This window comes from Pseudomonas sp. WJP1 (assembly GCF_028471945.1).
Classification (GTDB): Bacteria; Pseudomonadota; Gammaproteobacteria; order Pseudomonadales; family Pseudomonadaceae; genus Aquipseudomonas.
Window position 1 is genome coordinate 4,280,312 of the sequence record NZ_CP110128.1, and the last position, 13,344, is coordinate 4,293,655.

Consider the following 13,344-nt stretch of genomic DNA (forward strand, 5'->3'; position numbering starts at 1 on the left):
CTTTTTCCATTCAGGCAAAAACGTTTTTCGTGAGTAAGGCGTTCTGCCAAGCACGGCAAGCCACTAATCTGGCCATCAGACGCAATAACAAGGAAACATTCAATGAAAAGATTCATCCCGAATCTATTGATGCTGGCCGTCAGTTTTGCCTCGTTGGAAGCCATGGCGGCCACTGACCTGGTGCTGTTCAACGGCAAGATCTTCACTGCCGACCGCAACCAGCCCAAGGTCCAGGCGCTGGCGGTGCAGGACGGCAAAGTGTTGCAAGTCGGTACCGATGCGCAAATCAAGGCCCTGATCGATTCGGGAACCCAGGTCATCGACCTGGATGGCAAGACCCTGATGCCAGGCCTGATCGACAGCCACTCCCATGCGATTTTTGGCGGCCTGGAAATGAGCTCGGCCAACATGGCAGATGAAGTGGTCGACCTGGACGAGCTGGAAAAACGCCTGCTGGCCTGGCGTGAAGATGGCAAGGCCAGGCACGGCGACGTCCTGATCGTGGCCGGCATGAGTTCGGCCTATTGGGCGCAGGCCCAAGACCTGGGCAAGAAATTCAACAGTGGCGAATGGGCAGACGTGCCCGTGGTGTTCATCGGCAGCGACCATCACACGGCCTGGGCCAACAACGTGATGCTCAAACGCGCAGGCATCGATGCCGCGCTGCTGAAAAACCTGCCGGACGCCGAGAAAGACACCATCGGCAAACTCGACGACGGCAGCCCCAACGGCTTTCTGGTGGACGCTGGCTGGGACCGGGTCGCCTCGAAAATGCCCTCGCCGAGTGCCGCCGAGCTGCTCAAGGCGGCGCAAACCGCCGTGAGCTACAACAACAGCCTCGGCATCACCGCGTGGATGGACCCTGCCGCCAACGCCGCGCCTGGCGAGCCGGTGTTTGCCATGAAGCCCACGGAGAAAACCGTCGGCGTGCTGCCGACGTACAAGGCGTTGGCCGAGAGCGGTGGCATGAGCGCCCACGTCGCCGCGCTATTGGTGGCCAATTCGAAAAGCGTGCCCACCGATCTCGACACCCTGGACAAAGTCCGCCAACAGTTCCAGGGCATTCCCAACCTGACGCTGCCCGGCATCAAGATTTTCGCCGACGGCGTGATCGAGTACCCGGCACAGAGCGCCGCGATGATCGACCCTTACACCAACTCGCACAAACCGGGCGAACTGTTGATCGACCCGAAACACTTCGGCGAGCTGGTCAGCGCCATCGATCAGCGTGGCTGGCTGGTGCACATCCATGCCATCGGCGACCGCGCGGTACGCGAATCGCTGAACGGCATCGCCCAGGCGCGCAAGGACCGGCAGAGCGGCGTGACCCACTCCATCACGCACTTGCAGATCGTCAATCCGAAAGAGTTCGCCCGCTTCAAACCGCTCGACGTCATCGCCTCGATGCAACTGCTCTGGGCCAGCGCCGACGACTACACCACCGGCATGATCAAGCCTTACGTCAGTGCCCTGGCGTTCCGTTACCAGTACCCGGCGCACTCGTTGCTCAAACAGGGCGCGACCATCGCCGGGGCCAGTGACTGGGCGGTGTCTTCGCCCAACCCGTGGAACGCCATGGCCCAGGCCATCACCCGGGAGGGTCCGCTTGGGGTACTCAACGCCGATGAACGCATCGACCGCGAAACCATGTTCTACGCCTACACCCTCAATGCCGCACGCACCATTGGCCTGGACAAACAGATCGGCTCGCTGAGCGCCGGCAAGCAGGCTGACTTCATCGTGGTGGATCGCGATGTGTTCAGCGTCGACGAGAAAGCCCTGCACGACACCCAAGTGCTGCAGACCTGGTTCGCCGGTCGGCAGGTCTACGCGCCAACACTCTAATAAAAACCGCCCCCCTGCCCGACCTCGTGTTTTTCAACACGGGGCGCGGCGCAGCCTTGCCCGATTTCTGCCCATAACAATCCTGCCCTTAACAATAAAAAGCAACGGGACGTACCCCCATGAAAGCTTTCACCCTGATCGCCCTCGGTTCCTTGAGCCTGCTGCCTTTGAGCAGCCAGGCCATTCCCTTGAACGATGATTTCGCCCTGCTGCTGGACGTGACCCTGGCCAGCGACTACCGCACCCGCGGCATCTCGCAGACCCAGAACGACCCGGCACTGCAAGCCGGTGCAACCCTGGCCCACAGCAGCGGCCTGTACCTGGGCGCATGGACTTCCAACGTCGACTTTGGCGGTGGCCTGAAAACCCGGCAAGAAGTCGACTACTACGCCGGTTGGTTGTGGCAGGCCACCGATGACATCAGCCTCGACCTGGGCTACCTCAAATATGCTTACCCGAAAGAAAGCCAGTTCAACCAGAGCGAGGCCTACGGCATTCTCAGCGTCTACGGGGTGAAACTCGGGGCCTATTACTCCGCCGATGCGCCGGGTATCGATAGCGAGCAGAACTCGCTCTACAGCTATGTCGGTTACGAGACCGAATTGCCCTACGACGTCGGCCTGAAACTGCGCTACGGCGACATGGACTTCAAGGATCCGCACCTGTACTCACGCTCGGGTGAGGCTGAAGACTCGTACCGTGAGTGGGAGGTCAAGCTGACCCACGAACTGGCAGGCGTGATGCTGGGCCTGAGCTACATCGACACCGACCTGTCAAAGAGCCAGTGCACCAGCAACTGGGGCTTCGACGATGTGTGCAGCGCGACGGTAGTAGCGAGCCTCAGCAAATCTTTCTAACGAACACGGCCCCTGTAGGAGCGAGGCTTGCCCGCGAAGGCTGCTTACCTGACACACCGCCTTCGCGGGCAAGCCTCGCTCCTACAGGTCCGGTGTTAATCCCGAGAGATAAGGCCACGGAAAAATCCCCCGCTCATGCCCGTCACTGAACACCAATTGCAATCCATACCCCTGCGGATTCAATTTGACCACGCGCACACGATCGTCAACCAGCGGCGGTGTCCCGCGCAATCGAAACGCCCGGCACTGCGAACACGGGCACTGGCGGCGCAGCTCGGCATGGTCCAGCCACTGCTCGCGGCCATCCGGCCAGTTCAAGCGCAGCTGCTGCCTGCTGCGGGAATTGCCCACTGCCACCGGGTTCATTGCAGCTGACTCAGGGCAATGCGCACCGCTTTGCGCACTTCCGGATCACCATCGTCCTGCGCGGCCAGCAGCGGGGCGATGGCGCCTTTTTCATTCAGTTCGCCGAGGGCCAGGGCGGCTTCCTTGCGCAGGTTGCTGATGCGGTGGCCCAGGGTTTCGATCAGCGCGTCTAGTGCCTGGGCGTAACGCAAGCGGCCGAGGCTGCGGGTGGCGCGCAGGCGGACTTGCCAGTAATCGTCGCTCAAGGCCTGGACCAATGCCGGGCCAGCGTCGACGTGCCCGACCTTGCCCAGGGTGGTGGCGGCTTCCTCGCGCACTTGCCAGGCCTGGTCCTGCAAGGCCTGGCGCAGGGCCGGCAGCACCTGTGCGTCAGAGGCCAGGCCGAGTGCACCGGTGGCGGCGCGGCGCACTTCGGTGTCGGGGTCGGTACTGGCCAGCCGCGCCAGGGCCGGCAAGGCGTCGAGTTGTTTGAGCCAACCCAGCACGCCGACAGCTTCACGGCGGACATTGGCCTCCTGATCGCTCAAGGCAACCAGCGCCGCCGGGGCCGCCTGCGGGTAGCGCAACTCGCGCAAGGCCCTGAACGCGGCGATGCGCACGCCGATCTCGGCATGCCCGGTCCACGGCAGAATCACCCCGCCCGCCGCTTCGCTCTTGAGCAGGCTGAGGCTTTGCGCGGCGGCGGCTTGCACGGCTGCGGATGGATCGGTCAAAGCCTGGCACAGCGCTTCGACCACAGGTTCATCTTCCCAGGCTTCGAGCAACCGCGCGGCTTCGGCACGGACGTCTTCGGCCGGGTCCCCGGCCAGTCGGTTGACCAACCACAGGAGGCCGTCCGGCTCTTCCAGGTCGGCCAGTTCGATCAGGGCGATGCGGCGCACGCCGGCATCGTCGTCAGTCAGGCGTGGTTGCAGGGCGAGAATGTCTTCGTTATCGGTTACATCGAATAGTGAGGTCATAGGGCAAATCGCGGCAGTTTGTTTTCTGGGGGAAGTCCGAGAGGGTTCAGGCGTGGCAGCTGCCGACCGTCTTCGTGACGCAGGAGTTCGAGGCAGTGACGCTTCAAGCGGGAAAATTCGTGGCTGGTCACCAGTTCGGTGGTGCGTGGCCGGGGGAAATCCAGGCGCAGGTCTTCGATGATCCGGCCGGGACGCGTGCTCATCACCAGCAAGCGATCGGCGAGGAACAGCGCTTCGTCGATGTCATGGGTGACGAACACCACGGTGGTGCGAATCCGTGTCCAGATGTCCAGCAGCAGCTCCTGCATGTTCAAGCGGGTCAGGGCATCGAGAGCGCCAAAGGGCTCGTCCATCAGCAACAGGCGCGGGCGATTGACCAGCACCCGGGCGATTTCCACCCGTTGCTGCATGCCACCGGAGAGCTGGTTCGGCCAGCGCTCGGCGAAGCCTTCAAGGCCCACCAGGGCGAGGATTTCATCGGCGGCCTTGTGGCGTTCGGCTTTCCCGATGCCGCGCATTTTCAGGCCGAACGCAACGTTGTCGCGCACCGTGCGCCAGGGAAACAGGGTGTGTTGCTGGAACACCATGCCGCGTTGCGGCGACGGGCCGGACACCGCCGCGCCATCGACCTTGAGGCTGCCAGCGCGCGGTTGCAGGTGACCGGCCAGCGCGCCGAGCAAGGTGGACTTGCCGCAACCGGACGGCCCGAGGATGCACACGAACTGCCCCGGTTCGATCAGGCAATCGAGGCCCTGCACGGCTTCAAACGCGGCACTGCCCTCGCCCAGGCTGATCGACAGACCGCGGATATCGATCCGCCCTTCAGGCTGTTGAAACACACTCATCAGGCTTTTCCTCGTGGTCGATGCCAGGGCGTGAACACGCCGCCCAGGCGTTTGATCAGCAGACTGCTGCCCATCCCGAGTACGCCGATCAGCAACATGCCGACCACGATGTCGGGGTAGTTCTGGATGGTGTAGGACTCCCAGGTGTAATAGCCGATGCCGTACTGGCCGGAGATCATCTCGGCGGTCACCAGGCAAAACCACGAGGTGCCCATGCCGATCGCCAGGCCGGTGACGATGCTGGGTGCGGCGCCCGGCAGAATCACTTCCAGCAGCATCGCCCGGCGCCCTGCCCCAAGGCTTCTGGCCGAGGCGATCAAGCGGGGATCGACGCCTTCGACGCCATGCACAGTGTTGAGCAGGATCGGGAACAGGGCGCCGGTAAAGGTGATGAAGACCATCGACAGCTCGGACGAGGGGAACATCAGGATTGCCAGGGGAATCCAGGCCACGGCGGGGATTGGGCGCAGCACTTCCAGCGGTGGCAGCAACAGGTCTTCGGCCCATTTCGAGCGGCCGATGGCCAGGCCCAAGGCAACGCCGACGACCAGCGCCGCGAGGTAACCGGCGAAGACCCGGCTGAGGCTGCTGCCAAGGTGCCGGGCGAGCTTGCCGGAGTCACCCAGGCCCAGCGCCGCTTCAATCACGGCCAGCGGGGTCGGGACGTTGGCGAAGGTCACCAGGCCGAGGTTCCAGTGACCACTTGCGGCGAGTTGCCAGAACAGCAGGCAGAGCAGCAGTGAGGCGGCTCGGAGGAGCCAGCGGTTAAATGATCCGTACACAATTCGTCCTCTCTACACTGCCCCCTGTGGGAGCGGGCTTGCTCGCGAATGCGGTCTGACATCCAACATTGATGTTGACTGACCCACCGCTTTCGCGAGCAAGCCCGCTCCCACAGGGGGGGGTGTGGTGTTCTCGGGGTTAGCGCGCGGCCACGGCCTGGGTCGTGGCATCCGTGAAATCGAACACTTTGCCGCCCTGGGCCGTGGCGAATTGCTGGGCCTGGCCCTTGAGCAGGAACGCACTCAGTTGCCCCTTGGCATCACTGGCAAACCACGCCTGGTCGGCCAGCAGCTTGATCCCGCTGTCACTGGCCTGGGCATACACCGCGCGGATGTTCTTGCCTTCCTGCTTCAGCGCGGCCAGCGCGGTGAACGCCGCTTGCGCCGAGGCGTATTGGCGGACTTTCGGCTCGCCGCGCACCCAGATCTCGGCCACGTGGCTGAAATCGGTGATGGCCTGGCCACTGGCTGCGTCGACGGCCTTGAGCGGCGTTTGCTGGTAATTGGCCAACTGCGCGCTGTAGTCCAGATTGGACGCCTTGAACGCCGCGCGAATGTACTGGTCGTCGATGAAGGTATTCAGGTCGAGGCCGCGATCAGCCTTCTTCAACAGCTTGAGGGTGTCGATGGCGGTGCCGACGGCCTGGCGATATTCCGGCTTCCAGGTCAGGTCGCGGGTCTGCACGCCGAGGGGACCGTGGAACAGGTAGTTGACCTCGGCATCGACCCCGGTGACCTTGGCGATCAGCTCGCTGTATTTCTCAGGCTCGGCGGCGAGCAACTGGTTGGCTTCGATGCTGGCGCGCAGATAGGCGACGACGATTTCCGGGTATTTCTTCGCATAGGCCTGGTCGACCAGCGCACCGTGGAAAGTTGGCGCGCCGGCCTGGGAACCGTCGTAGATCTTGCGTGCGAAGCCACGGCTCGGGAACAGTTCGGCGAACGGCACGAAGTCGGCATGGGCGTCGATCTTGCCGGCCTGCAACGCGGAACCGGCGACTTCCGGTGGCTGGGCAATGATGTTCACGTCCTTGAGCGGGTCCCAGCCCTGTGCCGCCACAGCGCGCAACAACATGCCATGGGCGGTGGACGCGAACGGTACGGAAATGGTCTTGCCCTTGAGCTCGGCCAGTGACTGCACGCCCGATGCGCTCGGCACCACGATGCCGTTGCCACTGCCCTTGGTGCTGCCCGACAGCACGCTGATGAACAAGCTGTGCTTGCCGGCGGTTTCAAACGCCACGCCGTTGAACGAACCTGGGAAATCGGCCATGGCGCCGAAATCGAGTTTGCCGGCGACCATCTCGTTGGTCAGCGGCGCGCCACTGGTGAAGTTCTTCCACTGCACCTCGTATTGGGCGTCCTTGTAGGGGCCGTCGTGGGGCAGGTATTTGTCCAGCAGGCCCAGCTCGCGGATCAACAGGCCGCCGGCGGCGCAGTTGATGGTGGTGTCCTGGGTGCCAATGGCGATACGGATGGTTTCGGCCGAAGCCGACAGGGTGAATGAAGCCAGTACCAGACCGGCCAAAGCTGCACGCAACATCATGAGTGTTTCCCCTCGAATCATTTATAGGATGTTCGTCTCCGCCACGATCAGGGCGTGGTGGGAAACGAGGGGTGTTTTTCAGTACAGCGTCCGGTGTTGCCGGGTAGCTCTTTCGGGTTGTCACAAAACCAATGTAGGAGTGAGCCTGCTCGCGATGGCGATGGCACATCCAACATCTCATTGTCTGACCCACTGCGATCGCGAGCAGGCCACTCCTACAGGGATTGGGTTTCAGCGCAGGAGGTACGGGATATCCACTTTCACCGCCCCGGTCGGGCAGTCCTTTTCACAGGGCATGCAGTACCAGCATTCATCGAAGGCCATGTAGGCCTTTTGCGTGGCCGGGTTGATTGCCAGCAAATCCATCGGGCAGACGTCGACGCACACGGTGCAGCCTTTGTGGGCGATGCAAAGGTCCTCGTCGACGGTGACCGGTGCATTGGAGCGAAAGAATATTTCCTGGGGTTGGTAGGCCATTTCACGGGTTCTCTCTAGTGTCATGCTCAAGCCGCGTCGGCACCGACCCGCAACCGGTCGTAGGCCTGCATTTCATCGGCATCCAGCGGGATGATGTAAGGCTCGACGGCTTTCTTGAAACTGGTCATCACGCCGTTTTCGCCCTTCTTCAGGTGGCAGTGGCAGAACCAGTCGCTGTCGTTGCGTTGCGGGTGGTCGACCCGGTAGTGGTAAAGCCCCCAGCGACTTTCGGCGCGGAACAACGAAGCACGGGCGGCCATTTCGGCGCAGTCGCGGATCATGCTGACTTCCATGGCGCGCATCAGTTCGTGGGCGTTGTGGGCCTTGATCTGATCGAGGTCACGCTGGATGTCGCTGAAACGTTGCAGGCCGATCTGCATCTTCTTGGTCACTTTCGGCGGCTGCAGGTAGTCGTTGACGAAGCGCCGCAGCTTGTACTCGACCTGGGCCGGTGGCAGGCCGTGTTCGCGATCCAGCGGTGCGTAGACTCGCTGTTTTTCGATGTCGATCTGCTCGGCATCCAGTGCTGAAAACTCGCGTCCGGCGACAAAGTCCGCCGCGTTGGTGCCGGCAAACCAGCCATAGGTGAAAGCGCCGAGCATGTAATTGTGCGGCACCGCAGCCATGTCACCCGCCGAATACAGGCCCTTGACCGAGGTCTCGGCCTTCTCGTTGACCCACACGCCCGACGCCGAATGCCCGCTGCAAAAGCCGATCTCGGAGATGTGCATCTCGACCATCTGCGTGCGGTAATCGGTGCCGCGATTGGCGTGGAACTGACCGCGACTCGGGCGCTCGTTGCTGTGCAGGATCTCTTCGATGTTCTGGATGGTTTCTTCGGCCAGGTGATCGAGCTTGAGGAACACCGGACCGTTGCCGCTTTCCAGTTCCTGGTGGAACTCCCACATCATCTGGCCGCTCCAGTAGTCGCACTCGATGAAGCGCTCGCCCTTGTTGTTGGCGGTGTAGCCGCCCAACGGACCGGTGACATAGGCGCAGGCCGGGCCGTTGTAGTCCTTGATCAGCGGGTTGATCTGGAAGCATTCCAGGTTCGCCAGTTCCGCTCCGGCGTGATAGGCCATGGCGTAACCGTCGCCGGCATTGGTCGGGTTTTCGTAGGTGCCCATCAGGTAACCCGAGGACGGCAGGCCCAGGCGCCCGGCGGCACCGCAGGCGAGGATCACGGCCTTGGCCTTGATCACATGGAAGTCGGCCGTGCGGCAATCGAAGCCCATCACGCCGTTGACCGCGCCCTCCTCGTCCTTGAGCAAACGGGTGCAGACCAGGCGATTGGTGATGCTGACCCGCGCCCGTTTCAACTGGCGGTACAGGACTTTCTTGATGTCGTGGCCTTCCGGCATCGGCAGCACGTAGGCGCCCATGTGGTGGACCTTTTTCACCGCGTAGTCGCCGGTCTCGTCCTTCTCGAACTTAACGCCCCAGCGGTCCAGCTGTTCGATGGTCTCGAAGCTGTGGGTCGCGTAGGCATAGACCGCGGCCTGATTGACGATGCCGTCGTTGGCGATGGTGATTTCCTTGGTGTATTGCTCCGGCGTGGAGTGGCCGGGAATGATCGCGTTGTTCAGGCCGTCCATGCCCATGCTGATCGCGCCGCTGCGCTTGACGTTGGCCTTGTCGATCAACAACACCCGCAAGTCGCGGTTGCGTTCCTTGGCCTTGATCGCCGCCATGGGGCCGGCCGTGCCGCCGCCGATCACGACGATGTCGTATTCCTGTTCGAGAGTCGTTCGGGTCATGCCTGCGCCCCTTTTTGCCGGTCGATCCGCAAGCGGTACTGGAAGGCATCGCCACGGTAGTAAAGGTGTTCGAAATCCACTGGACGGCCTTCGGCGTCGTGGGTCAGGCGCTCGATGCGCATGATCGGCGAGCCGGCCTCGACGTTCAGCGCCTGGGTCAGGTCGCTGTCGGCCAGCACCGCGTCGATGGCCAGGTCGGCGTGACCGAGGGCCAGGCCGCAGTCGTTTTCCAGGATCAGGAAAATGTCACGGGTCACCAGATCAGCCTTCTCCAGGCGCTCGCCAAGGGCTTTGGGCAGGTAAGTGATTTCCAGGGAAATCGGCTCGCGGTTGATCAGGCGAACCCGCTTGATCTGCGCCACGGTCTCGCCTTCGGCGACCTGCAGGCGTTCGGCGACCAGCTTGTCGGCGGCGATGAACTTGAAGCTGCGCAGGCGGTTGATCACCTCATAGCCGCGACCGGTCATGGACTCGGCCAGGCCTTGCAAGGTGCTGACGTTCTGGAAGGTTTTCGGCTTGGCGACGAAGGTGCCCTTGCCGTGGATCTTGAAGATCAGCCCTTCCTTCTGCAGATCGCCAAGGGCCTGGCGCACGGTGATGCGACTGACCTTGAACAGCGCACCGAGCTCGCTTTCGGAAGGCATCTGGCTGTCTTGCGGATATTCACCGTCGAGGATGCGCGCACGCAACACATCGCGCAGCTGGGTGTGCAGGGGAACGCTACTGAGGGATAGAACGTTATCGGTCATGAAGATCACTTGTCATAACGAGTTATGACGTGATCTTAGGGTTCTAAGGAGAGGCTTGAGAAATACTGTTTGGGCATAAGGTTAGATGCGTCGGCCTACCTGACACACCGCAGAGCCCGGTTCACCCGGTTCGCCTGTAGGAGCCAGGCTTGCCGGCGAAGAACGATGACGCGGTGCACCAGATACACCACGGCGTCTGGTTCGCCGGCAAGCCTGGCTCCTACAAGCGAAGAACGATGACGCGGTGCAACAGGTACACCGCGGCGCCCGGTTCGCCGGCAAGCCTGGCTCCTACAAGCGAAGAACGATGACGCGATGCAACAGATACACCGCGGCGTCTGGTTCGCCGGCAAGCCTGGCTCCTACAGCACGTGCATGCGGGATCAGGTGAGTAATGCGCGCAGATCCAATCGACCATCCTTCAACGGCGGGCACCAGTAGTAGCCACCAGTAATAGGCCGGCTGATGCGGTACAAACCATCGGTGATGCCATCTTCCAGCCCGCTCATGCGCCGCAGCTGGACTTCGAAGGCATCGAGGGAAAAACCGAAAGCCAGGAACATCAACCCGGCGCGATCGCCTTCGATCCACGGCATCGAGCGGCGAACCACGAACGCCTCAGGGGCGAAGCTCTCCTGGGCGGTGCGTTTGACGTGGGCGGAGATCGGAGCGTCGTCGAGCTCTTCGTTATCGCTCAGGCGGCGGCCCATGATGTTATCCGTCTCATGGGACGGCATCGCACGAAAGCCCTTGAGGTCATGCTGCCACTGCTGGATCGCGGCAAAGCTGCCGCCCACCATGCCCTCGGCGCCCGCCCCCACCAGCGCGGCGGCCGCGGCGGCTTCGTCACGGGGGTTTTCGGTGCCGTCTTCGTAGCCAGTCAGGTCATGGCCGTCACGGTGACGGAAACCCTCGGTCACTTGCACCAGGCGCAGGGCCGGGGCCAAAGCTGCCTCGAAAGCGTTGCTGCGGTTAAGCAGCTCGCCACGGTCAACCCCGTGCAACCAGCACCAGAGTGCCTGTTGCGTCGACGGGTTATCGACGCCGACACCGCTCAGCGCCGGGAACGCGCGCAAGCCTTCGACATGCCCGCCGAGGGCCTTGACCAGGGACTCACCGAAGCCGACCACCGCCGATTTGCCATCCACCAGTTGCGCCAGCTTGTCCAACGCGGCCGGGAGGGCCGCGGCCGACTCCAGGGCGAAGAACATGTGACGAGCGAGAGGCGGAACAGGGGTGGCGAGAATGCCCGGCTGGTAGTGACTCATGTGAACTCCTTTAGAAAAGTGCGCGAAGTTTAACCCCGACTCCGGCCATTGTGTGCTCCCAGGTCAAAAGATCGCGTTTCACCCAACGCCGATTGCGGTCTACGCTTGAAGCACAACAAACACACCTTCACCCCTCTATTCTGCCCATCAGCGCTCGATTGCAGTTAAAAAAAACCATCAACAAGGCGTATAACCCTTGAACTGGATTCTTCAACGGCTAGCCATAAGCGCACGGCTGACATTACACACGGGGTAGCAACATGACGACCGCACAGATTCTTGGCAACCTGTTTCCCGACGCCGGCAGCATCCCGGAAAAATACTGTCTCGACGGCCAGGTCGAACAACGTGAGTACCTGGTCGACGGCGTGTTGAAAACCTGGCCAGGTCCCCTCGCCCAGGTCCGCAGCCCGGTGTACCTGAGCGGCCCCGGCGGCGATGAACAAGTCATCCTCGGCAGCACGCCGCTGCTGGATGCCGCCACCGCCTTGACCGCCCTCGACGCCGCCGTGCGCGCCTATGACCGCGGCCAGGGTTTGTGGCCGACCATGCGCGTGGCCGAGCGCATCCAGCACGTCGAAACCTTCCTGGGGCACATGCGTGAACAGCGCGAAGCGGTGGTGAAGTTGCTGATGTGGGAAATCGGCAAGAACCTCAAGGATTCGGAAAAGGAATTCGACCGCACCTGCGATTACATCGTCGACACCATCAACGCCCTGAAAGAACTCGACCGCCGCTCCAGTCGCTTCGAACTGGAACAGGACACCCTCGGCCAGATCCGTCGCGTACCGCTGGGCGTGGCGCTGTGCATGGGTCCGTACAACTATCCGCTGAACGAAACCTTCACCACGCTGATCCCCGCGCTGATCATGGGCAACACCGTAGTGTTCAAGCCGGCCAAGCTGGGTGTGCTGTTGATCCGCCCACTGCTGGAGGCCTTTCGCGACAGCTTCCCGGCCGGGGTGATCAACGTGATATACGGCAGCGGGCGCGAGACGGTCAGTGCGCTGATGGCCAGCGGCAACATCGACATCTTCGCCTTCATCGGCACCAACAAGGCCGCCAGTGACCTGAAGAAATTGCACCCGCGCCCCCACCGTTTGCGCGCGGCACTGGGACTGGATGCGAAAAACCCCGGCATCGTCCTGCCGGAAGTGGATCTGGACAATGCGGTGACTGAGGCGCTCACCGGCTCCCTGTCATTCAACGGCCAGCGCTGCACTGCCCTGAAGATCCTGTTTGTCCACGAAGACGTGGTCGAAGCCTTCATCGAGAAATTCAACGCCAAACTGGCCACGCTCAAACCCGGCATGCCGTGGGACAGTGGCGTGGCCCTGACGCCGCTGCCGGAGTCGGGCAAGGTCGATTACCTGCACTCACTGGTGGCCGATGCCGTGGGCAAAGGCGCGAAAGTGGTCAACCCCAATGGCGGCGAGGCCCGCGCGTCGTTCTTCTACCCCGCCGTGCTGTACCCGGTGACGCCGCAGATGCGGGTCTACCAGGAAGAACAATTCGGCCCGGTAGTGCCGATCGTGCCCTATCGTCACCTGGACACGGTGATCGACTACGTTCTCGAATCGGACTTCGGCCAGCAACTGAGCATTTTCGGCACCAACCCGGTGGCGGTCGGTCGACTGGTCGACACCTTCGCCAACCAGGTTGGGCGCATCAACCTCAACGCCCAATGCCAGCGCGGCCCGGACACCTACCCGTTCAATGGCCGGAAAAACTCCGCCGAGGGCACCTTGTCGGTGCATGACGCGTTGCGGGTGTTTTCGATCCGCACGCTGGTGGCGACCAAATTCCAGGAGACCAACAAGGATCTCATCAGCGAGATCATCAGTGGCCGCAGCTCAAGCTTCCTGACCACTGACTACATCTTCTGAGGAGAGC

Annotated in this window: 12 protein-coding genes; 3 read left to right on the top strand and 9 right to left on the bottom strand. The window is 62.3% G+C overall.

Annotation, left to right across the window (positions count from 1 at the left end; translation table 11 throughout):
* Positions 1 to 102: 102 nt before the first annotated feature.
* Both OH720_RS19105 and OH720_RS19110 read left to right on the top strand, forming a co-directional pair.
* Entirely contained in the window at positions 103 to 1,845 is a 1,743-nt protein-coding gene (locus OH720_RS19105; RefSeq protein WP_272602454.1) for an amidohydrolase, read from the top strand.
* Positions 1,846 to 1,964: 119 nt separating this feature from the next.
* Positions 1,965 to 2,702 (top strand): TorF family putative porin, encoded by a 738-nt coding sequence (locus OH720_RS19110; RefSeq protein WP_272602455.1) that lies wholly within the window; start codon positions 1,965 to 1,967, stop codon positions 2,700 to 2,702.
* A gap of 81 nt (positions 2,703 to 2,783) precedes the next feature.
* On the opposite strand, the gene OH720_RS19115 is transcribed toward OH720_RS19110, so the two are convergent.
* From OH720_RS19115 to OH720_RS19155, 9 genes are all read right to left on the bottom strand, one after another.
* A complete protein-coding gene (locus OH720_RS19115; RefSeq protein ID WP_272602456.1) occupies positions 2,784 to 3,068 on the bottom strand; it encodes a DUF971 domain-containing protein in 285 nt (94 codons plus the stop codon).
* Positions 3,065 to 4,027, bottom strand: a complete 963-nt coding sequence (locus tag OH720_RS19120) for a HEAT repeat domain-containing protein (protein ID WP_272602457.1) — start codon at positions 4,025 to 4,027, stop codon at positions 3,065 to 3,067. Before OH720_RS19120 ends, OH720_RS19115 begins: the two co-directional genes overlap by 4 nt.
* Positions 4,024 to 4,872, bottom strand: coding sequence for an ABC transporter ATP-binding protein (locus tag OH720_RS19125; protein ID WP_272602458.1), 849 nt, complete (start codon positions 4,870 to 4,872; stop codon positions 4,024 to 4,026). Before OH720_RS19125 ends, OH720_RS19120 begins: the two co-directional genes overlap by 4 nt.
* Entirely contained in the window at positions 4,872 to 5,654 is a 783-nt protein-coding gene (locus OH720_RS19130; RefSeq protein ID WP_272602459.1) for an ABC transporter permease, read from the bottom strand. The genes OH720_RS19125 and OH720_RS19130 overlap by 1 nt, the downstream gene beginning before the upstream one ends.
* 139 nt (positions 5,655 to 5,793) lie before the next feature.
* Positions 5,794 to 7,200, bottom strand: coding sequence for an ABC transporter substrate-binding protein (locus OH720_RS19135; RefSeq protein ID WP_272602460.1), 1,407 nt, complete (start codon positions 7,198 to 7,200; stop codon positions 5,794 to 5,796).
* 231 nt (positions 7,201 to 7,431) lie between these two features.
* Positions 7,432 to 7,677 (bottom strand): 4Fe-4S dicluster domain-containing protein, encoded by a 246-nt coding sequence (locus tag OH720_RS19140; RefSeq protein WP_008060065.1) that lies wholly within the window; start codon positions 7,675 to 7,677, stop codon positions 7,432 to 7,434.
* A gap of 26 nt (positions 7,678 to 7,703) precedes the next feature.
* The gene (locus OH720_RS19145; protein WP_272602461.1) at positions 7,704 to 9,434 is read right to left on the bottom strand and encodes a fumarate reductase/succinate dehydrogenase flavoprotein subunit; all 1,731 of its coding nucleotides are present in this window, start codon (positions 9,432 to 9,434) and stop codon (positions 7,704 to 7,706) included.
* A complete protein-coding gene (locus OH720_RS19150) occupies positions 9,431 to 10,183 on the bottom strand; it encodes a GntR family transcriptional regulator (protein WP_180203407.1) in 753 nt (250 codons plus the stop codon). Before OH720_RS19150 ends, OH720_RS19145 begins: the two co-directional genes overlap by 4 nt.
* A 383-nt stretch (positions 10,184 to 10,566) precedes the next feature.
* Complete coding sequence (locus OH720_RS19155; RefSeq protein WP_272602462.1) at positions 10,567 to 11,451, bottom strand: Dyp-type peroxidase; 885 nt, start codon at positions 11,449 to 11,451, stop codon at positions 10,567 to 10,569.
* Between the two features lie 260 nt (positions 11,452 to 11,711).
* On the opposite strand from OH720_RS19155, the gene OH720_RS19160 reads away from it, so the two are divergent.
* Positions 11,712 to 13,337: an NADP-dependent glyceraldehyde-3-phosphate dehydrogenase gene (locus OH720_RS19160; RefSeq protein WP_272602463.1), complete on the top strand. Its 1,626-nt coding sequence runs from the start codon at positions 11,712 to 11,714 to the stop codon at positions 13,335 to 13,337.
* Positions 13,338 to 13,344 lie beyond the last annotated feature (7 nt).